Source organism: Belliella alkalica (assembly GCF_022549785.1).
In the GTDB taxonomy this organism is placed as follows: Bacteria; Bacteroidota; Bacteroidia; order Cytophagales; family Cyclobacteriaceae; genus Belliella; species Belliella alkalica.
On sequence record NZ_JAKZGO010000022.1, the window covers coordinates 37,084 to 59,228 of the forward strand.

Consider the following 22,145-nt stretch of genomic DNA (forward strand, 5'->3'; position numbering starts at 1 on the left):
AGATGTATTGGTCTCACTATAGGGATTAATAAACTTAAATATCAACCCAATTACAGTATGGAAAACTTTACTAAATTAAAAAGTATCGTTGCCATAGGACTGATGCTTACCTTTCATTTTGGAAGTTCACAGACCTATGCCTCGATCATGTTGGATGACTCCAGATCTTCGGATGGAGTAGTAGAAGCAAGGGCTGTTAGCTCCATGGATAAGACTATAAGTGGGACTGTATATTCTACGGAAGATGGACTTACCATGCCTGGTGTGAGTGTAGTACTGAAAGGTACCACTAGAGGAACAGCTACGGATATAGATGGTTCATTTACCCTGGAAGTCCCTGACAATGGAGGTACTTTGGTGTTCAGTTTTGTTGGGTTTGAAACACAGGAGGTTGCCGTTGCAAACCAATCTGTATTTGAAATCAAACTAAAGCCGGATATTACCTCCATGAATGAAGTGGTAGTGGTAGGTTACGGAACTATGAGGAAAGGAGATGTCACAAGTTCCATCGGAGGTGTAAAAGAGGAAGACTTCGTCAAAGGTGCAGTTAGGGATGCTGCGCAGCTAATTCAGGGAAAAGTAGCAGGCTTTCGAGTGACCACACCTAGTGGAGATCCAGCAGCAGGCACAGAGATTAATCTACGAGGTTTAAATTCTATCAATGGTACAAATCAACCCCTGATATTGATTGATGGGATTCCGGGAACTATGAACACTGTTGCACCAGAGGATATTGAGTCTATTGATGTTTTGAAAGATGGATCTGCAGCAGCAATCTATGGAACCAGGGCAACAGGAGGTGTCGTCTTGATTACTACCAGAAAAAATAGTGAAGGTAGAAATACAGTCAACTACAATAACTATATGAGTGTACAGACCATCCAAAGGAGACCACAGCTTTTGACAGGAGATGACTACAGAAGATTGATTGCAGAAGAAGGAATTGCTTACACAGATTATGGGGGAAATACGGATTGGATAGGAGAGATGCTTCAGACGCCAATAAGCCACAACCACAATCTGACATTTTTTGGAGGTAACAGCACTACAAATTTCACTGGATCAATTAATTATAGAGATTGGGATGGTATCTTCAAAAGAACCGGTCAGGAAAGGCTTACAGTTAGGGCAGATTTAAACCATAGTATGTTTGGTGACAAACTTCGAGCTAACGTTCAAGTAATCAATAGGGTTATAAAAGCCGCTAGGGGAGGTGCTGATGGCTATGCATTTAGGCAAGCTATGATCAGAAATCCTACTGACAGGGTTCGTGATGAGCAAGGAAACTGGCAAGAAAGGGATGGGTATTTTTATGAAAACCCTATTTCTAGAATATATGAATACTCTTCAGAATCTAGAAACAACGAGATGCGAATGAGCGGATCATTAAGTTACAACCCTATTGATGATTTGGATCTGAAACTTCTTGTTTCCAATGTGCAGAACAACAATATTTTTGGTGGAGCTACCACTTTCAGTCATACCGACACTTGGCTTAACAACAGGAACAGTTCTGCAAATAGATCAACGAATGCCTACAATGAAAATCTGGTAGAATTGACTGGAAATTATAGTAAGTCTATCGGTAAAAATTATTTCACTGTTCTTGGAGGATATAGTTGGCAAGATGCAGTTTATGAAGCATTTGAAGCAAGCAACTGGAACTTCCCGACTGACCTTTATACATGGAATAATCTAGGCGCAGGAGCAGCACTGGCCAATGGTCAAGCTGCTATGGGAAGTACCAAAAATAAATGGCAGTTGGCTGGATTCTTTGGAAGGTTTACTTACAATTTTGACGATAAATACCTTTTGATGGCCAGTGTTAGAAGAGAAGGTTCTTCACGGTTTGGAGCCAATTACCAATGGGGTACTTTTCCTGCCGCTTCCGTAGGCTGGAGAATCAGCAATGAACCTTTCCTTAAAGGGGTTAGAAACGTGGATGAAATCAAAGTTAGGGCAGGATATGGAGTAACAGGGACAATTGCAGGTAATCCATATTTGTCTCAAATTAGTTACAATTTCGATAGAGGACAGGGAGCATATGTTGGCGGGAATTGGGTTCAGGGATTTATACCTACCAGAAATTTCAATCCAGACCTGAGATGGGAAAGAAAACTAGAATACAACGTAGGGGTAGATTTCAGCTTTTTTCAAGACAGAATTAGCGGAGCAATTGATTTCTACCGAAGAAATGTCAATGACCTTCTTTACAATTTCCCTGTTCCAGTACCTCCCTATCTCACAGGTAATATCATGCTGAATGCAGGAACTATGCGGAATGAAGGGATGGAGTTTTTGCTGAATTTTACACCGATCAAAAAAGGAGATTTTGTCTGGAATTCTAACTTCACCTATTCGACCAATAGGAACAAGCTTGTAAACCTTTCCAATGAACAATTTGATGTGTCGAGGGAATTCTTCAATGCTGGAGGTACAGGAGAGCCAATACAGGATTACACCCATCGTGTGGAGGTCGGAGGCCCGATTGGACAGTTCTTCGTTTGGAAATCTGTTGGGGTCAATGAAGATGGGCTTTGGTTGATTGAAAACCAGGAAGGTGAGGTAATCCCGATTACAGATGCAGTTCCGGAAGACAGACAGTTTTATGGAAACGGGATTCCAAAGCACATTATAGGATTCAATAATTCTTTTACCTACAAAAGGTTTGATCTTGAAGTGAATATGAGAGGGGCTTTTGGACATGATATTCTGAATTTTCAGCGAATGTTTTATGAAAACCCTAAAAACATTGCCTACAATATGCTCAATACGGCCTATGATCCAGTTTATGGCCAAAGACTTAATTCTGACTTGGCTTATGTCAGTCATTACATAGAAAGTGGTGATTATCTCAAATTGGACAACGTGACTTTTGGATATAGTTTTCCAGGAAGGGGGATTATGCAAAATGCAAGAATCTATGCATCAGGATTAAACTTGTTTGTGCTTACAAAATATCAGGGGATCGATCCCGAAGGTGTTAGTATTTTGGGATTTGCACCAGGAAATGACGAAAGAGACAAATACCCAACTACAAGAACATTCACCTTGGGTTTAAACATTTCATTCTAAAAGGATCAAATTATGAAAATTATAAATAAAATAATCTTAGGCTCAGCTTTTTTGGTAAGTATTAGCTTTGCTTTGCAATCCTGTTTAAACCTGAATGAGGAAGTTTATTCGGAAGTATTGGCAGAAAATTTCAGGCCAGGTGAGCGGGATATTCCAGCGATTATCGCACCTGTTTATGGTTCTTTGAGAGCATTGATGATGGGTTGGCAAGGACATTTTGACGTACAAGAAGAATCTGCAGATGTTATCGTAACACCTGCTAGGCCAAATGGATGGTATGATGGGGGCACTTATGTCAGAATGCATCAGCATACCTGGACTCCACTTCAGTGGCAGCCGACCAATTTGTGGAATAGTTCCTACAGAAGTGTGACTACTGCAAACAGGGTGATTTCACAGATTGAAGATGGGGAGATCCAAATTTCTGAGGGAAGAGAAGAGGTAATAGCTGAACTCAAAGGGGTGCGTGCTTTTGCATATTATCTACTGCTTGACAATCATGGTAATGTGCCAATTGTAACTGATTTTAGGGATGTAAGTCTTCCTGAGCAAAGTGATAGAACAACCTTGTACAACTTCATCATCGAAGAAATCGAGAATGTGTTACCTTCCTTAAGTCAGGACGCAAATAGTACTTATGGACAAATGAACTATTGGGTCGCAAAAACTCTCCTCGCGAAAATTTACCTTAACGCTGAGGTCTATACAGGTACTCCGCAATGGCAAAAAGTCATTGAGGTATGTGATGAAATCATAGCTGGAGGAGTCTATTCTTTGGACCCAGTATATTCCGATGTATTTCATTGGGAAAATCAAAACAACCAAGAAATCATTTTTGCGATTCCTTATGATGAGATTTTTGGACAAGGAAATACAGTTCATATGAAGACTTTGGATCCGCTAAGTAGGTTTGTCTATGGAATGCAGGCTGGTCCTTGGGGAGGAAATTGTGCAGTACCACAGTTTATAGATAGCTATGATGAAGAAGATGGAAGGCTTTACGATACTTGGATTCAGGGACCTCAGCGCCATGCAAACACGGGAGAAGTGGTCATTACTTATAGAAAAGAAGTGCCAAGTATTGCAGCCACAGCGTCCAATGATGGTTATAGAATCGGTAAATACCAAATTAAGCCAAGTGCTACCGGTAGTTTGGATAATGATTTTCCGTTTTTCAGATATGCCGATGTATTGATGATGAAAGCAGAAGCTTTGCTTAGAACTGGAAATGGATCAGAAGCTGCAAGTTTGGTGTCCGAGGTAAGGACAAGAGCTTTTGCCAATTCCAACCCAGCAAAAGCAACTGTTTCGGCCGCTGTATTGGAAGGTAACAGCAGGTACCAGTATGGTTATCAAAATTTGGATGGAAGTATTGACTTAGATTCAGGAGTGATCCCTTTTGGAGGATTCTTGGATGAACTAGGTTGGGAGTTTGCAGCCGAAGCGCATAGAAGACAAGATCTTATCCGTTTTGGAGTGTTCCAAACCAAGAGTTGGTTCAATCATCGACCGCATCCACAGGCACAGGATAAAATTATTTTCCCAATACCGGAGACTGAGATCAACAACAATCCAAATCTCGTACAAAACCCGAGTTATTGATTATTTTTGGTTTAATATTGATAAAGCTACCATGCAAAATTATCGCATGGTAGTTTTTTAGTCAATTAGTTAATTGGCTTTACCAAACTTACTGATTTTTGGTTAATGGCCTCATTTTATGCCCACTATGAGTCTGTGTTCATTCCTTTTAAGAGAATCTTGAAAATTCCAAAACTTTTCATTTCTAGGTTGAAATTCTAGCGAGACTCATTTATTTTTAAAAATGTCTTATTTCAGACAATAATTGGTCTTGAGACTATTCTTGATATTTTTTAACTTTTAAAATAATCCAACAGCCACTTGCGAACCGATCAGTTTTACTTTCTATTCAATTCCTCAGCAATTTAGGATATCATCCCCCACACATGGCAAGAGGAAACGGAATAAAAAGTAAGCGCAGCGTCACGGCTTTATGCCGTTTCCTCTTGCATTCAATAGCAGCTGAATCCTGGAGATGCTTCATAATTAAATCTTAAAACTAAAAGAAGAAATCATGAAGACTATTGCGAAAAAACAAAGGAAGGATGTTTATCAGATGGTGACCGATCTGATCATTGAAAAGCTTGAAAATGGGATTGTCCCTTGGAGACAGGTGTGGGAAGGAGGGGAGATCCCTGCAAACTACCTGACCAAGAAATGCTATAATGGAATCAATATGTGTATCCTGATATCAGCGCAGTGTAGAAAACCGTATTTTATGACTTTCAAGCAGGCACAAAGTTTGGGAGGTTCGATAAGAAAAGGATCAAAGGGACTCCCTGTATGTTATTGGGGTTTCAGCTACCTTGACCAGAAGAGTGGCAGGAAGCTGATGGAGGAAGAAGTCAAAAAAATGCATCCTTCTAAAATCACGAAGGTTGGTTTCTTGAAATATTACACTGTATTCAATATTGAATATGTTGAAGAGATTGGTTATGAGATTCCGGAAACTGGGATTTTGGAAAATACTGAACCGATTGAAAGGTGTGAACATAATAAAGTTTCTGGAAAAACTGAATTTTCCTACAGTTTACAATAATCTCCAAGTTGATAGATTGTTTAGTCCATTGTTTGAAAGGAAGTGGATATTCATATATCCCTTTCAGCAATTCATAGAATGAAAATTTTATTAGCGCATGTGTTTAGGCTTTAGCCTTTGTCCGGCACTTTCAACAATTTCAGAAATCCGCTTTTGTCTTGTTTCAACAGTCTTGGCAAATACAAGCCAAGCCAACATAACCTTCTTTATAGATTTGCTCAAACCCAAAAAGAAATTATAGGCTTCAGGATTGCCTAACAATGCCGACTTCAAGTCTTGTGGAATAATCAATTCTTCAACTTCATCCAAAATTGTCCAGGAACCATTTAGCTTTGCAGTTTTTATTGTAGCAGTGCCTGCTTCTGTCATTAACCCCAGTTCAGTAAGTTTTTCAACTTTTTCTTTATTGATTTTCGACCAGGTACTTTTAGGTTTTCTTTTGCTGAAAAATTGATGTGCTGTATTATCATCTATTTTTACTTTCTTACTGTCAATCCAGCCAAAGCATAAAGCCATATCAACAGCTTCACTCCACGAGATTGACTTTAATCCTGATTTTTTGTTATGAAAGACAAGCCAAACAGCTTGTTTTGAAAGATGGTTTTTTTCTAACCACCGTCTCCAAGCAGATTGGCTTTTTGGATAAAATATTTCTATTTCCTTTTTCTCCATTTTATTGTTTTTAAAGTTACATAACTGATTGTCATCATGTAATTTCTATTTCTCCAAGACCAACATTTCAGCCTTATCAAGTACCTCATCTCTACTTTCAATAGCTCCTTCAAGACTTTGCCTGACTTCATGGTCAATCGGAAGACCCTTTCTTTGAATAGGAGTCGTATCAGGTAAGAAAATGCCACTGCTTGTAAAATATGACTGGAATCCACCAACAAATTCAATGGGGATCATGACTCCACCGGCACCTCCGGTTTGGCTCCCAACAGTAGTGACATTGTACCCATTTTGAATATGTAAGGCAGTAAATTCGGCACGGCTTTGAGTATATTCATCAACAAGCAAAATCACTTTCCCTTTGTACTTCGAGACTTTGGTGGTTGCTTTTTGATCCGAAACTATAAACTTTCCTGGATATTTGAAGTCTGGTTTAATTACCTTGGTGATGACTTCGTTTCTAGCCCCCAAAAAATTTTTGAAATGGTTTCCGAAAAATTCTTGCGGATAATTACGCAAATCAATGATTATCCCTACTGTATTTTCCAAACTATCAAAAGCATGCATTAATTCCTTCCCGTCAATTCCTTTAAGGTTGATATATCCAATATTGTCTTGGAAAATTTCCCAATCCTTTTGGTTTGGCTTGGAAATGAATTCATCTCTTTGATATCTACCTAATTTACGAGTTTTGGTGATACCTTTTCTTTCAATCTCAACTTCAACACTGTCTGAAGAGCTTGGATAAATTTTTCCAAATGCATATTTGAGTTTTGTGCTGTAATTTGATCCATTGATATACCTTAAGTTTTCCCTTAAGATTTCAGAAACTGTTATCCCTTCAATCTTGCTGATGATGTCTCCAACTTCAAGATCATTTGCAGCTGCCAAATCCTTATTATAAAAACCTGTTAAGACGATTTTGTTATCGATAATCTTAAAAGCTGCCGGGATCAAGCCAAGTCCAAAATGCTGATTGATCAATTCAGTTGAAAAATATCCGTGACTATCATCGATTTTAACGACAAGCTCAAGCATAGCCAAGTGAAAATCAAGTTCGGAAGTTGGATCATTAAACTTGGGGATCATTTCCAAAAGTACTTTATCCCATTTTGTATCGATTAGGTACTTGTGCGGATAATAATATTCAATAGTATTCCAATACCTGATCAATGACAAAATCCGCATCGACTTTACTGTCCAATCAAAATTTTCATAAGATTTTTCATTGCTAATTATAAGGGTAGAATTCTTACCTCCATTATTGATGTAATAAGGTTTACCTTGATATCTGTTCCGTTCTATGAATTGAAGCTTTTCACTAAGTGATAAGGTGAAAATGTCAGAGTCTTTAAACCAAGATAAATCGAGATTTTTTTCGAAATGATCCGTACGAGATTCCATTTGACAATTTTTGCAAATTTTGATATTTCCTAAGGATTCAATCCAAGCCATAATGATGTCAGAATATTCTTCTTTGGTTTCCGCATTGTATACAAGGGGTAGAAGATCCAAAAGTTGCCTGTCCCAGTCAAACTTTCCCTTGGCAACGGTAGGGTGGTAGTATTTCAAAAACCCCCAGACTTTGGCCGTTGCAGCAAGTTTTTCAGTTTCGGAAATACCTTTTCTTGCAAAGGCAGTACCAAAAGACAAAATAGAACACAGTAAAACAAGAAGTATGGTTTTCATGTAAAAAACTAATTTATAAGCAACCTGGTAATATGTCTTATTGGACTTATTGGAAATTGTGAATTTAAAATTTTTTAAGCTTTGATTTTCTTTACTCAAATCAAACTTTTCAAACTTAATCAATTCCATTAAATATTTAATTGTCATTTGAAAGTCCTTTAATTACGTATATGATTTTTTAACTACAAATAAAGGATACATGTCAATTATCAATAAAAAAACCTTTCAATAAGAAAAAGTGGCTATTTCAAAATTCTCTTTAAAAATGTATAGCTACCAAATTTCTCTGGAAACCTTTTTCTTGTCTAACTTAAAATTATTGTTTTGATTTTCGGAAAAAAAAGACTAGAGAATGGTCTTTAAAGTTTATGATCACAACCTGTCGATGCTCCTTCCACGTATTTTGGAAGACTTTCTTCCCTCAGAGCATCCCGCTCATATAGCCATTACATTTTTAGACAAGATAATCAATGAACCCATCCTTACGCAATACACTAACCTCGAGAAGACCGTCCATGAAAACAACGGCTTCATGTGGATTTCAGGCATACATCTTCCCGGTCATAAAACAAAAAGAAGAAAAGCTCCATGAATTGATTGGGGTGATTTTTAGAAAGCCATGATAGATTATCGTGTCGATCAGAATTTGTATTAAGGACTTTTGATATTGGACTAATTGTCAGAGATAGTTTTTTTTGCTTTTCTGATCTCAAATAGTCAAAAATAAGGATCAAGGTAAATATAGTTACTTTAGGACATGATGTGCTAGCAACCTTTGAACATCATAAACATTGACTGATTTGTTGAATTGTTTTTTTATACTTGGATGTGCTTCGCTGGAAATCCAAATTTTAAGTTCTGCATCTAAATCAAACGTTCCAGCCGTTTCTATGCTAAATCTGGAAATACTTTTATAAGTTATTGATTTGTATTCTGTCTTACTTCCAGTTACCCCTTGGACATCAATTAGAATAAGTCTTTTGTTCGTAAATATAAAAGTATCTCGAATCAGCTTGAAACCCAATTCTATTTCTTCACCTTCTATCAATAATTGGCCATACTTTTTTGTTAATTCCTCTTGGCTTACGGCTCCTGCATTACCAAGTAAAGATGAAAATAATCCCATATCGATTTAAGTTTAAATTTATTCCCAATAATTTGACTTTTGGGGCAGTACCCGTTTTTTATGGTTTTTAATCCCAATGTTTTATTTCTTTAATGTCATTAGTAACGATCAATTTTGACTAATTTTTTAAAAGCCTAAATCGTATCATTAATTCTCCCCTAATTAAACAACTTTTGACTGAAATTTATACATAGGTCGCCATTGAAATAAAAAAAGAATATGTTTATATTAGTAACATATTAATGTTAATAAAATAAACAATGGATGTTTTCGAAATTTTAGCTGAATTGGATAGGAGAGAAGAGCAAATAAAAATAAAGCTCAAAAAGATCATAGAAGCTAACTTAAACCCTTCTCCTGGTGAAAGAATACAGAAGGCCAAGCTTTTGCTAAAGCTAATACATGAATTTAAAGAGCATGTAGACGCTGATGAATTTATCCTTGCTGGAATGAAATTGAGGGATTTGGAATTTGAAGGTTTGATGATTCTTGAAAAAAAGCCACCTATATTGAAGTAAGGATATTATAAAAAACTATGACTCTTCTGCTAGAATATCTTGGCTTGCAGTTTCACCGAGGTAAGGGGTGCAGCTTAAATAATTTGATGATAGAATTCTAAGTGTTCATTCAGCATCCTAGCGTTTGAAGAAAATATAGTCAGAAATCAATGGCTCGATCCCTTGATTTTTGAATTCACTTGCAATTTGGCCCCTGTGGTAAGTAGAGTGATTGATAATATGAAATAAAATTTCCCGAACACTACTGCTGTACTTTTGACCTTTGCTGTTGGAATAATCTGCTGTTATGTTAAAGTCAAACTTATCATAATAAATAGTCAATTTTACTCAATTTTATCATAAATATAGGTTGGACCATCACATTGATCCCATGTATTTCTTAGTCTTTTTTCCGAGTTAATAAATAAATATTCTTTTCCCTCCTCATATCCACCTCCTTCACAATTTCCTATCATTTCTTCTCCTTGCTCATAATCCAATGTAATATAAAACAAGGCATTTACATCCTCCTCAGTTGCAGGTTCTATTACATAAGTTCCACTGGCATTTTTGACCCCGCTATCAGACTCTCTAATCCTACTAAACGTATTGTTCTGATTAAACTGATACCTATCAATAGGAAGTTCAAAGTCATCTGGGTCTGCCTGCCATTGAAAGCCTACTTCGGCCAACTCCCACTCACCCAATACTGATAACATGTTTGGGGAATCATCTTCTGTGTTGCAGCCTAAAATTAAAATAAAACCTACTAGTGCAAATTTAAAAAGGTGTTTCATGCTGATGATATTTTTGGTTATGAATACTGAGACGTGAAAGGTTAGTTTAAGGTTTTGATCTTCTTAATTTGTGTAAAAAATATACTAAAACTAATTGATGGAAATAAAATGAATTGATCGTTTTATTCAGGAAACAACCCTTCAGTCTGCTATTTTCAATATAACATTGCCAGTCTTATGGCCAGTTTCAACATATTCATATGCCTCTACAATTTGATCCATATTGTATTGCCTGTCAATGACAGGTCTGTAATGTCCTTCTTCAAAAAGCGCTTTCAAAAACATCACATCCTGTTTACTGATTGACGGAAGTGGAAATAGAAGTCTTTTACCTCCCCATAGTGGTGTCGTCAATGCCAACAATATATTCTCTCCGTTTTTTCCCAATTCAGTTGAGATGTAAATTCCTTTATTAGTCAACAAGGGCTTACATTGACCAAATGAACTTTTACCAACAGCATCAAAGATAAATTCAAATTTATCTGCTGTTTTTGTAAAATCTTGTGTCTGATAATCAATAACCGTGTCTGCTCCGAGTGATTTTACCAAAGCGACATTGTTTGTATTGCAAACCGCAGTTACGTTTGCCCCAAAATAATGCAACAATTGAACAGCAGCAGATCCAATTGCACCGGTTGCTCCGTTTACCAAAACACTTTGACCTGCTGTAACTTTTGCCGCTCTTATATTCACCAATGCATAATGACCTCCTTCCGTAAGTGCAGCTGCCTGGTCAAAATTTATATTCTCCGGCATGTTTGTCACTGCATCAGTTTCAGCAATCGTTAAATACTCCCCATGACCACCAAAGGTCTTGTCATTAAACCCAAAAACCCTATCATTTTTCTTGAAGGTAGTTACATCCTTGCCAGTTTCTTCAACAATGCCTGAAAACTCACAACCTAATACTTGATATTTAGGACGAAACAATCCAGAAAAAAATCTAGAAACAAAATACTCGGCACTGCGAAAGCCAGAGTCAGTCCTATTTACTGTTGAGGCATAAACCTTGATTAAAACTTCATTGTCTTTAGGCTTTGGTTTAGGAACTTCCATCAACTTGGCAACTTTAGGTGGCCCATATTTTGAATAGACTATTGCTTTCATTTTTTGAGTATGCTTATAATGCGTTTGTAAGTCTTGCTTTATGGTTGTTGCCTGAACGAGGCTTTATTCAAGCTTACTGTTTCATATAAAATTGTATTCTATTGTCGTAGTTCAACTATTTTCCCCATGTTAAGAGCATGGGGTAGGAGCTTCTAAAATTAGTAAATTAAGTTGTATTTGTTTTGGTGTCAACAAGTTGTTTTTGGAATCCTTTGAAGGTAAAAATTAAAGGGTTATTTATATGTATACCCCAATGTTAAGCTAATTGACAGTAAAATGAAACAATAAAGTGAGCAAGGATTATCTGCTTTAGATTGCTCATGTTTATTGTTTCTCCTGCCATGCTTTGCGGTGTTGGTTTTATCACAAAGCAAACGATAAATGATTAGTTTTAAGTAGTCAAAAATGTCATTCTGGCAATACTGACCACCATCCTAAAGTGGTCAACATGGTCAGATTGACGGTGGTAGGGTAGTTTGTAATTTACAAAAAACTTCTTTTTCAATTTTATAGAATACATTTTGGATAAATTCCACTCAATGCTGTAATCAAGATAGATAGACTTGCTATTTGAATAACTTATAACCTAAGCCCTTAGATTTTAACGAATGTCATGAAGCTCATTTAATAATCTTTGTTTATAGCATAGGTTTCAGATTGTTTTTAATTGCTGAACAGATTTTGATTGTTAAAGCTCTAAAAAGTATTTTAAAACCTAAATGCCTATCCTTTTGAATAACCTATAATTAAGGACAAACGACATCAATAAGTAACCAATGGCAATAAATAAGTTTAATAATCTATTTGGTGTATTTGAGATAGTAAATTCCATTCCTTCCACGAAAGTTAGATTATTGATAGAACGAAAAGGCAGATAATAGAAGATGCTAAATGACTCAGCCATTGTATAAACTAATATGGGTTCTAAAATAAATGCAAGTAGGAAAGTGATTAAAAAAGTTTTTAGCAAACTTCTCGATAATAATAAAATCATGAAAAAGAAATTACCAACTGCAAAACCTTGAATGAAATATAGAGGTATCCAAGTAAAATCAAGAATATTAATTCTCTTTGTTGATATCCCTTCATTAAAGCCAATAATTAAAGAAGCAACCAAGATGAAAAATGTCAAAAAGAGTGAAGCGAAGAATAAATTTTTCTGGAAGAAAATAAACAAGCTTTTTTTATTATACCCTGATAGTAATAAATACCTGAGATAACTTCCTTCTCGATCTTTAATCCCTGAAACAAAACCCATTAATATAGGATATATAAATACAAAGGGGTAATTGAGAGCGAATAGCAAATTGAATATGTAGGGGATTTTAAATGACCCTCCCAAACGATAAATCAAGTCTTTTTCAAAAGAAATCAAATAAAAGTTAAATAGTAAAATTAATAAAACAGAAATTAGGAGATACCATTTTACAAAATTACTCTTTAACCAATTCAACCAGAAAATTTTAAAAAGACTCATACTACCAATGAATTATAACTCTCCTCGATATTACCGTTACCGAGCTGTATAAATGATTCAAAATCTCCATCAAACAAGAGTTTCCCTCTATTTAACAGAAACAAATGATTGCAATAATTTGCTAAATCGTCTAATCGGTGCGAAGAATACAGCACAGAAATCTTATGATCAACTAACCATGAAATTGTTTTCTTGAATAAAAACACTCCGGAAGGGTCAAGACCATTTAACGGCTCGTCGAAAATAACAAGCTTTGGTTTCCCAATAATAGCCGAAATAATCCCCAATCTTTGCTTTCGACCATAGGAGAGAGATTTTATTTTTTTATTAGATTCTTCACCCATATTCAGCAAAGTAATCAATTCATTTATTTCGGAGTCATCGATTGTTTTATTTTTTAACTGTTGAATAAAATATAGCCATTCATAAACTGTCAGGTGATCCAAAAAGGATTCTGTTCCAATGAAGCTCCCAAAGGAATTCTTTTCTACCCCTGATATAGTCCCTGAATCTGAGTTTATAAATCCGGATAGAATAGAAATTAAAGAGGTTTTACCACTTCCATTTGGTCCTACCAACCCATATATTTTCCCATCCAATTCAATTTTTAAGGATATTGATTGAAGAGCGTAGGTTCCTTTGTATCGTTTATTTATTTTGTTTATTTCGATCATAAATTAAAAATATTAAAGAAACAACGCCTAAAATAGCAATAAAGGTTGATAAATGATAATTTCTTTTTAATGATAAAAAGGAGAAAAGGGATTAGCAAGCACACGTATCATAAAGTACATATAAATTGAAAAATAGATAAAAACTATATGCAGAACAAAAAGCGATGACTATAATGATACTCAGTGGCTTTATTTTTTCAATAAAAAAACTTATACTGAAATAAGTAAAAGGATTATTGTTAAGCTTAGGGTAGTTTCTGGATACTTATAAAGAAAGGTTAGATTTTTTTTTTGTATCGAACTAGAAAACAATTCGAATTTTAACAGCAATATTAAAGACGAGGATACGATATAAATTAATAAAGTATACTCGATTATCTCAAAAAGAGATTTGATTTTCTAATTATTTAACATCGTAGATTTTTATTTTTTCAAAATTCCAACCGATAATTAATTCCTCATTTCTATTTTTTATTTCAAAAGGGTAATTGTCTCCTTTAGACATAATTACAGGAATACTTTCCTCATACAAACCACTCTCAAGGTCATAAATATCCAAATACCACTTTGAATCAACTTCTAGATAATATTCTTTATTTTGAATTGTTAAAAAATATATCTTGTCACCTATTATTGCTCCTGATACATACCAGTTGTGATTTGGGGTAAGAACAACATTGTTTCCCGATCTATAAACTTCTGGCATGAATTCATACCTAAAATCCTTCAGAAGGTCTATTTTTTCATTTTTTATGTCTATTTTAAAAAATACAGGGGCATTTAAACAGTAATAAACAAATATGTCCGGATTAACTTGGCTTCTGGCAAAATCTCCATAAAGCAAATAATCTAAGTCTTTATTTTCTCTTACCCCTAATTCTAACAGCATACTTTTGGTAGGGAAGATATTTACATAATTTTTATCTGAAATATCTATCGTGATAAATTCGAATTCACCTTTTTCATTAATTTGAGTTGAAAGGAATTTATTATCATTGTATTTAAAAAGATTTGATCTACTGTCAAATCGGTAGCTGATTAGTAGACTATCTGTTTTACTTTGAAACTTGTTAATTAGATTTTTTCCATAATCATATATGGTGTAGGTAGAGTCATTCTCTTCGTACCACCAAACAGAACTTAACTCCCAGTCGGCAGGGCCTTTTTTTCCAACTTCCTTTATTAGTATACCTTCATTTGAATAACTTCTAATATTGTCATAAGGAGATCCATGAATATGTATTAGATCTTTATCAATAAAATACCTGTTTATTCTCCCTGAAAAATCTATTTCATTCTTTTCAAAAATTTTTTTCTCGCTTAATTTCCGTTTTTCTTTAGGAGAGCAAGCAATTAAAATAAAGAAAATAAAAATGGTTTGTAAATGTTTTAATATCATTGATTTGATTTTTAAAATTAAAAATGTGCAGGGCTCAGCAACCCTGCACTAGGTCTTTTTTACTCAGAGCAAGATGCTGAAGGTAAAGACCACCTTGGCGTTAGGGAAACACCAACAGAAATTTTACATCTTTCTTTTTGACTACTGTCTGCGTCAGAAGAACATGGTTTACCTGATAGTGGACAATCAATAATACCACCAATCGTACTGCCAATGCTTCTCGCCGATGTTTCAATCGATAGACTTACTACACTTAGTGAAATCCCTAGTATGATTGCTAAAACTTTGATTTTTTTCATTTTTTATGAAAGTTTTAGTTAAAATAATTACAAACCGTTCATCGGTTATTATTAAAATTTATTCGTTTATCAACATATTTACCCTAAACAAATAAAATAAAATAATAATTAAAACTAATTTACATAAAATATAATGAAATATTTAGTCAATCATTTTTTTTTAATCTCAATATCGTTTTGAATTAAAGAGGTCTCTTTATTTACTTCATTCTTCTATGATTTCCCAAACTTAACTTTCTCTTATCCAATATAAGTTTAAGTCGCTCAATCTGAATTCTGTGATTTCTTTGCAATATAATTGGATAAAGATTTCCGATTACATTGATAAAGTTTGTTATAAAAAAAATCACTATTTGGCCTTTCAAAAGGATGTAGAAGGAAACAATTGCGATTGTAATGAAGGAAGCTAAATGACCAAATTCTGATTGCCTTGTCTGAGTTTCAAAGTTTTCAAGGCCAGCTTTAGACCCGCTAAAATACTTTTTTCTATTTCTCTCTTTACCCCAAAAAAACTTAAGAAGGAGAAATTTAAAATACTCAACTCTCAAGAGTTGATATATTGATGTCAAATTCTTGACATTATTGATTTTATTGTAAGAGTTAGGCAAAATTCTGCTTGTAAAAAATGCAAAACCTAATAATGCAAAAACTCCTGTGATAAATAAATTAAGGGCAAATGAGTAAGCTACTTCTCCAATCCAATTGATTTGGCTGGTGTTGAAGCTGCTATTTCTGTATCGATTAATATCAGGTTTTTACTGACTGTCCCACCTGTTCTCAAACAACCAATTACAAAACAAACATTGGGTCTTTTAAAGTTTGGAATTTCTTTTTCGTATTTATCCAATAGTTGTTCAATATCGTATTGCCGATTTTTTACATTTTCTGTTTCTGGTCTAATTGAATTCCAAAATCTTGGATATTTAGCTATCAAAGTAATATACTCTTGGGCATTGAAGTTTCTTACTTTTATGAACTCTTTAAAGAAATCAGTTGAATTATCTATATACTCGGTTTGAATGATCTTTATGCTGTCATTTTTGCTTGAAGCATTTGATAAATTGTCAAGTGCTGTCCAAAAATTCTCAATGTCAATGGTTTCAAAGATTTGTTTGTCCTGTGAATTTGCAAATCCAGAAATGAAAAGTATTAACAAGGGTGTTTTTTTTATATAACATTGGATTTAGTGCTTCTTATTTGAAACTACGAGCTATTGGAATAATTTGCTTCCAACTTTCTCATCAGATCTTAAATGCCAATCTTTCTATTCATTTGCCCGCTGTATGCTAGATATAATGTATGCTTTAAAAATTGGACACAGCCCAAATGTTAATCATTCCAAGTGGTGATGTAATTTTTAGTAACTATTTTTCATTGAAAAGCCCAGCCAACAAAAACCCCATAATTTGGTTTGAATGTTTTTTCTGGTCCATATTGGTCTAAATTGGCACCTACGCCAAAATTTAGGGCGTTCATTTTCAACCCAGTTCTGAGTTGCAAAAAACTTCTTGCGTGAAAATTTTCCTTTGTGTTATGGATATATAAGAACTGAATTCGAGTATACAGATTTATTTTTGGGGTTATTAGAGGTTTATACTCATAAATACCAAAAAGTTCTAAGTTTTTGGTTGAATTTAGGAAAATAGAAGCAATGGTTACTGAAACCCATTTTTTATTTGAATAGGAGTGTTGTGCACCAAGTAGGGGAGAACTTCCTACTTTGTTGTTTACAGTAGCTCCACCTACTAAGCCGAAACCTTTATAAATGTTGTAAGTCACCAAAATAGGTACTGCCATATCTAAATCTTCCATATCATTATTATAACTTGTAGATAATGTGGATACACTCAAAAAACCAAATTTGCTTTCACTGGAAAATTTTCGCTTGACCACCATTTGAAAAAACATTCTATTTTTTCCAAACATATACTCTACAGGTATTGGGACCTTCGGAGAAGTATCTTGAGCTCTGGCCGATTTGGAAAACCCAATTAGGCTAAGTGAAATAGAAAGTAAAATGATCTGGAATAGATATTTATTATTGAGCATTTGCATAATGTATAATTTACATTCTTTAATTATGCAAAGCTTGGCAATTGAAAGGAGAAAAAGATTGCTCTAAAGCAAGGTTTGGTTATTTAAAGATTATTTTTCAGACGACTTAAGGTATAAGGGGTGACTCCTAAGTAACTAGCAATTATTTTGTTGGAAAGCCTATTGAATACATTGGGCTGTTGCTCTAGTAACCATTTTAAGCGTTGAAGACTATCCACTCCCTGAAAATCATAAATTCGTTTTTGGGTGGTGATGTAGGCGGACTCTAGAATATTACGGTAAATTATATTTACTGCGGGTTCATTTTCTACCAAGAAGAAAAAATCTTTTTTGCTGATGGAAAGAACTGTAGATTTTTCAAGACTTTGAATATACTCAATGGATGGTTGTCCCGTAATTAAACTGGTAAATGATGTTCCGAATTTTCCCTCAAAGGCAATGTATCGGGTATTCTCTAATCCCTCTTTATTCACATGGTACAGTCGTAAGCAGCCAGAAATGACAAAGTAATTAAATTTACAGACCTCCCCCTCCCGGAGTAAAAATTCATGCTTATTTACTTTTATTTCCTTAAAGTAAGAAGAAAGGAATGCTAGCCTCTCTTCGTTGATTTGGGTTCTTTCCTGAAAATAAGATTTTAGAATGTGATGCATTTGTCATTCCCCGTTTAATAGTTCTTGAAATCTATCTACAAAAAGTCCGATGTGGTAGCCATCCATTAGTCCGTGATGCCCATGGATTGAAACAGCCATTGTCATTATTCCATTTTGTTCGGTTACTTTACCAAAAGATATTTTGGTCGAACTGTCGGGATAGGAAAAACTTCGGGCATGTGAAAGTGCAGTAAAATCTATCCACGGAATAGCCGAAAAATGGATGACGTTTTCCCCTGACACCGCAGGCATTAAATCATTGGATAGCTGTACTCGTTCAATCTCATTTAATGCTCCAATATAAAATTCGTTTTCCTCTTGGTAATAATCCATATAGGCAAAACCAAAAGTACCGTTTGGTCGATTGATAGTAGGTGAAGCATTGACCTTTTCAAACAGATAAACCTGTTTACTAATAATCCTGTATCGAAAATTTTCGATTTCATTGGCTGCTTTTAAAGCTCTATATAAATAATAAAGAAAAAAGGAGCTGCCTTTTTCTTTTGAGGTCTTATATGCTCTTGTGCAGTCCAGGTTTACTGTAGCACCAAAAAAGGGTTCTTCAAATTGTGAGAAAAATAAAAAATGTTCCTTTCTGTTCCATTTCTCTATGTCAACTAAAATTTTCATATCTGTCAATTAATTATAATGCTTACTATACTTATTAATTTCCCAAAATTTCTACTGTTATTTTCGGAGTCTTACTTTTATTTGGAAAAAGAAGACCGAACCAAAAAAGACCCAACCTATAAATAGTAAAGCTATCGGACCAATCGAATTTTCCTTAGCAAGTTACTTCTCATCAGGTCCTGACTCTACTTCATCGTGGTAATGTAAGTTAGAAGAAAGTTATTAGAAACAGAAACTCTAATTATAATTTAAAAACAAAGTGTCGGCCATATTTAGTGCGAGACAAAAACACATCTCTGCTTACCAAGCCCATTACCTTTCAGATGTATTCTGTAGAGAACAAGGTAGCAACAATTTCAATCGATATCGGAACTATGATAGATTTATCCATCTTTCAGGGCTTTATTACATGGGCTTTTGGCTTGAGGCCTAAATGTTGTATTTCTAGTTAGCGTCAAATGAAATGTCAAATCTTTTTAGATAATCTTCTAGTGGTTCTAATCCTATTTCCTTTCTTCTTTCATTGACAGTTTCTGGTGCATCTAATTTATACAGTTTGCCGTTCTTAAGTTGGCTTCCATAAATTTGTGGTTTACCCGCATCCATTAGAATTCTATCTTTCATAAGAGCGTATTGTTCTTTGCTTAAGTCGCCATTTTTGACAGCTTTTTCAATAAGAGGAAAATATTTCACTCTATATTTATTTTCTGTATGTTGCAATCCCAGCCAGATAGCATTCATTTGTTGTTGATTTATTTCGTTTAAGGTTGGCATTCCGCATTTTTCAATGATACTTATGATCAATTCTTGATTCCTATGGTCTTCTATTGCATACTTAATTAGATTATTCTCTCGTCTTATTTTTTGGTCACTTAAATAGACTTCATTAAGTATTTCGCTCTTCATATTACAGTCAACTTCAACATAGTCTACGGAGCCAACGTAAGCAAATTTATCTCTGTTGATATACAAGAATAGCGATACCATCAAAAATAGCGATGCAAAAATTATGAGGAACACTTTTGCCTTTTTCATATGTTTTTAGTTTTTATTTATATTGCTAACGCTAGGAAACCCCCTCAATTTTAGCCGATTTCCAACCCTCATTAGTAAGACTCAATTTATCGATTTACTTTTTAATTCTCTTAACTAAGCCCAACCTTATTTATAAAAGTTATTTTTCTAATGGTATTCATGAATGCTTTGCATTTGTTTTTCTGATCTAAGTAAAGGTATCCTTCTGGGTTTATGTAGGGCACCCCTTTCACTACCATATTCCAAATAATCACTGCAAGTTTTCTTGCTGTGGCACTAATAGCTGATATCCTTCCTTTTCTAAAGCTTATCCTCTGGAAAAAATCTATTCATGGTGGATCTGATTCAATATGGGTCTTTAATACCTTTCCTTGAAACTCTGGATTTTATTCAATTTATCAACCAACCTCTTTCTTTCACTATTGCCAGTTGTACTGAATCTTAGTATGGGGAAGTTATACTTTTTGAGGATTGCATCTTTCATCTGATCCCTATCGGCTTGAATACTGCCTTGCTGATGGTATTCAAAACCGTCTACCTCAATACCGAGTATTGGGATTTTGCCAAGCTTGTTGTATATCAAAAAGTCCAAATGGGTAAGTGGATTGCTTGCATATTTGCGTTCATCTGTGTCTAAAAGAGAGAAATCACGGATCAGGTTACGTATCGGAAAGTGGGAGAGTACATCGTATTTGATGAATTTTTCACTTGATAGGACTTCCTTGATCAGGCTATACATCAAGTTTTCACTGTCAAATGCCGATACTTTGCCTGATTTATGGATATACCTTTTTCGTTCGACTTCATAGCCTTTATAGAGCAAGTCAAAAATCGAACTTAGCTCACTTTGAACCACTGTGAAGTTTTGGTATTCTGTATAGTGAATCAAATCCGAAATATTACTGTCCCTGGTGATATCATTTCCATTGACTACCAAAATCAGCTGCTCTTTTGCCCTGGAAATTGCCACATTTAACCGGTTGGGGTTGTCGGTAAACTCAGTTATCTCGTTGTCAACCGTCGAAAGTATGATGACCTGGTTTTCCCTTCCTTGAAATTTGTCAACGGTGTCTGCAATGATGGCTGTGTCCTTAAATGCCTCTTGCAATGCATTGGTTTGCATCCGATAGGGCGTGACAATTCCCAAGTCAAGATCATGTAGTTTTTCTTTGGGAATGATCTCATCTCTGATGGTATCAATCTGCCGTTGGTTCATTTTCATTCTGGCATGATTGCCAAATGAAGTTCTATAGATGATTAGCGGTTGTCTGTCCGGGGTGTTTTGAGACAGGATCACTAGTTGATTGTTATAGAATTTCTGGTTGCAAAACTCTATGATCTTTGGATGGCAGCGATAGTGTTCCCTTAAAAGTGTTTTTGGTATTGTTGGAAACAGTGCCAACAATGATGACAATAAGCTGTTTGTGGAATACCGATAGCATTCTTTCAACCGATATGAACTGAAAATATCTTCAGTTATGATTCCCATATCTTTGTCAACAACATTGGGCAATTGCTTGGTGTCACCCACAATAACAGCATTTTTGGCACAGGACAAAGCAAGTGCACCTGTAGCCAGGTCCGCCTGAGAAGCTTCATCTATGATAACATAGTCATAGGAAAAATTATCACATAGACAGTTTCTCAATGAATATGTAGTGCTTAGGATGATGGGATAATCTTTTACAAATTCATCTGATTGTCGCCTGAGCTCTTGGAGTGAATAGTGTTTTCTTTTACGATGGCTGTATTTACTATACAATGCCGCTTTGAACAATTTCATCGAGATATCAGTGTAAGCAGCCATTTTTTGGTCAAATGCGAATTTGTCCAACTTGCCTTCGAGGTTCCTGATTTCCTGGGTCAATTCCGAGATTTTACTTTGATAGTATTTTGATTGGGAGATCAAGATGATTTCTTCGAGTGGCTTGAGAAAAAAAGTTTTGTCCTTTATCCCAAATTTGAGCCAATAGAGAAATCTTTTGATCAAACCTACTTTTTTCTTTCTCTTTGCCAGGTTTTCGATCGAGACCCAGAATTCAAGTATAGAATCAGCTTTGATTTTCCTTCTAAAGACCTCATATAGTGCTGGTGTTTAATCCGATGATCTTGACCACCAATCCGGTCATTCTGACCACCCCTTCTTTTTGGGTTTTCAGTTACCGTTTTAACGGCAATTAAAGTTATTGTTTTTTTCTCATTGATTCACCTTTTAGCTCTATTCTGTGTGCTGTATGAACGAGTCTGTCAAGAATGGCATCAGCAATGGTACTGTCACCTATAGTTTCGAACCATTTTGTGACAGGAAGCTGTGATACAACTATTGTAGAAGCTCTTCCA

General features: G+C 35.1%; 22 protein-coding genes. 5 read left to right on the forward strand and 17 right to left on the reverse strand.

Annotated features, from left to right (window positions below; translation table 11 throughout):
- The first annotated feature begins 57 nt into the window (after positions 1-57).
- From MM213_RS18225 to MM213_RS18235, 3 genes are all read left to right on the forward strand, one after another.
- Positions 58-3,075: a SusC/RagA family TonB-linked outer membrane protein gene (locus tag MM213_RS18225; protein ID WP_241414329.1), complete on the forward strand. Its 3,018-nt coding sequence runs from the start codon at positions 58-60 to the stop codon at positions 3,073-3,075.
- Between the two features lie 12 nt (positions 3,076-3,087).
- The gene (locus MM213_RS18230) at positions 3,088-4,677 is read left to right on the forward strand and encodes a RagB/SusD family nutrient uptake outer membrane protein (RefSeq protein ID WP_241414330.1); all 1,590 of its coding nucleotides are present in this window, start codon (positions 3,088-3,090) and stop codon (positions 4,675-4,677) included.
- Between the two features lie 493 nt (positions 4,678-5,170).
- Entirely contained in the window at positions 5,171-5,695 is a 525-nt protein-coding gene (locus tag MM213_RS18235; protein ID WP_241414331.1) for an ArdC-like ssDNA-binding domain-containing protein, read from the forward strand.
- Positions 5,696-5,785: 90 nt separating this feature from the next.
- Here MM213_RS18235 and MM213_RS18240 read toward each other — a convergent pair whose 3' ends face one another.
- Complete coding sequence (locus MM213_RS18240) at positions 5,786-6,367, reverse strand: YdeI/OmpD-associated family protein (RefSeq protein WP_241414332.1); 582 nt, start codon at positions 6,365-6,367, stop codon at positions 5,786-5,788.
- A gap of 45 nt (positions 6,368-6,412) precedes the next feature.
- The gene (locus MM213_RS18245) at positions 6,413-8,056 is read right to left on the reverse strand and encodes a S41 family peptidase (RefSeq protein WP_241414333.1); all 1,644 of its coding nucleotides are present in this window, start codon (positions 8,054-8,056) and stop codon (positions 6,413-6,415) included.
- A 385-nt stretch (positions 8,057-8,441) separates the two neighbouring features.
- Here MM213_RS18245 and MM213_RS18250 point away from each other — a divergent pair, with 385 nt between their 5' ends.
- Complete coding sequence (locus tag MM213_RS18250) at positions 8,442-8,648, forward strand: hypothetical protein (protein ID WP_241414334.1); 207 nt, start codon at positions 8,442-8,444, stop codon at positions 8,646-8,648.
- A gap of 153 nt (positions 8,649-8,801) precedes the next feature.
- On the opposite strand, the gene MM213_RS18255 is transcribed toward MM213_RS18250, so the two are convergent.
- A complete protein-coding gene (locus MM213_RS18255; RefSeq protein WP_241414335.1) occupies positions 8,802-9,182 on the reverse strand; it encodes a PH domain-containing protein in 381 nt (126 codons plus the stop codon).
- 260 nt (positions 9,183-9,442) lie between these two features.
- On the opposite strand from MM213_RS18255, the gene MM213_RS18260 reads away from it, so the two are divergent.
- Positions 9,443-9,700, forward strand: a complete 258-nt coding sequence (locus tag MM213_RS18260; RefSeq protein WP_241414336.1) for a hypothetical protein — start codon at positions 9,443-9,445, stop codon at positions 9,698-9,700.
- Positions 9,701-9,817: 117 nt separating this feature from the next.
- Here MM213_RS18260 and MM213_RS18265 read toward each other — a convergent pair whose 3' ends face one another.
- The 14 genes from MM213_RS18265 to MM213_RS18325 form a co-directional block, all read right to left on the reverse strand.
- Complete coding sequence (locus MM213_RS18265; protein ID WP_241414337.1) at positions 9,818-10,021, reverse strand: DinB family protein; 204 nt, start codon at positions 10,019-10,021, stop codon at positions 9,818-9,820.
- 2 nt (positions 10,022-10,023) lie between these two features.
- Positions 10,024-10,476 (reverse strand): hypothetical protein, encoded by a 453-nt coding sequence (locus MM213_RS18270; RefSeq protein ID WP_241414338.1) that lies wholly within the window; start codon positions 10,474-10,476, stop codon positions 10,024-10,026.
- Positions 10,477-10,617: 141 nt separating this feature from the next.
- Positions 10,618-11,583 carry an NAD(P)-dependent alcohol dehydrogenase gene (locus tag MM213_RS18275; protein ID WP_241414339.1) on the reverse strand — a complete coding sequence of 322 codons (966 nt, stop codon included), beginning with the start codon at positions 11,581-11,583 and terminating at the stop codon, positions 10,618-10,620.
- Positions 11,584-13,056: 1,473 nt separating this feature from the next.
- On the reverse strand, positions 13,057-13,734 hold the full coding sequence (locus tag MM213_RS18280) for an ABC transporter ATP-binding protein (RefSeq protein WP_241414340.1): 678 nt from the start codon (positions 13,732-13,734) through the stop codon (positions 13,057-13,059).
- A 403-nt stretch (positions 13,735-14,137) separates the two neighbouring features.
- The gene (locus tag MM213_RS18285) at positions 14,138-15,133 is read right to left on the reverse strand and encodes a hypothetical protein (protein ID WP_241414341.1); all 996 of its coding nucleotides are present in this window, start codon (positions 15,131-15,133) and stop codon (positions 14,138-14,140) included.
- Positions 15,134-15,192: 59 nt separating this feature from the next.
- The gene (locus MM213_RS18290) at positions 15,193-15,432 is read right to left on the reverse strand and encodes a hypothetical protein (protein WP_241414342.1); all 240 of its coding nucleotides are present in this window, start codon (positions 15,430-15,432) and stop codon (positions 15,193-15,195) included.
- Positions 15,433-15,632: 200 nt separating this feature from the next.
- Complete coding sequence (locus MM213_RS21005; protein WP_369413959.1) at positions 15,633-16,040, reverse strand: glycosyl-4,4'-diaponeurosporenoate acyltransferase CrtO family protein; 408 nt, start codon at positions 16,038-16,040, stop codon at positions 15,633-15,635.
- A gap of 77 nt (positions 16,041-16,117) precedes the next feature.
- Entirely contained in the window at positions 16,118-16,588 is a 471-nt protein-coding gene (locus MM213_RS18295; RefSeq protein WP_241414343.1) for a hypothetical protein, read from the reverse strand.
- Between the two features lie 215 nt (positions 16,589-16,803).
- The gene (locus MM213_RS18300) at positions 16,804-17,481 is read right to left on the reverse strand and encodes a hypothetical protein (RefSeq protein ID WP_241414344.1); all 678 of its coding nucleotides are present in this window, start codon (positions 17,479-17,481) and stop codon (positions 16,804-16,806) included.
- 89 nt (positions 17,482-17,570) lie between these two features.
- Complete coding sequence (locus MM213_RS18305; RefSeq protein WP_241414345.1) at positions 17,571-18,140, reverse strand: Crp/Fnr family transcriptional regulator; 570 nt, start codon at positions 18,138-18,140, stop codon at positions 17,571-17,573.
- 3 nt (positions 18,141-18,143) lie between these two features.
- A complete protein-coding gene (locus MM213_RS18310; RefSeq protein ID WP_241414346.1) occupies positions 18,144-18,770 on the reverse strand; it encodes a CatA-like O-acetyltransferase in 627 nt (208 codons plus the stop codon).
- Between the two features lie 444 nt (positions 18,771-19,214).
- A complete protein-coding gene (locus MM213_RS18315; protein ID WP_241414347.1) occupies positions 19,215-19,805 on the reverse strand; it encodes a DUF6624 domain-containing protein in 591 nt (196 codons plus the stop codon).
- A 358-nt stretch (positions 19,806-20,163) separates the two neighbouring features.
- A complete protein-coding gene (locus MM213_RS18320; protein WP_241414348.1) occupies positions 20,164-21,795 on the reverse strand; it encodes an AAA domain-containing protein in 1,632 nt (543 codons plus the stop codon).
- 193 nt (positions 21,796-21,988) lie between these two features.
- A partial coding sequence (locus MM213_RS18325; protein WP_241414196.1) for an ATP-binding protein occupies positions 21,989-22,145 on the reverse strand: 157 nt, incomplete at its 5' end.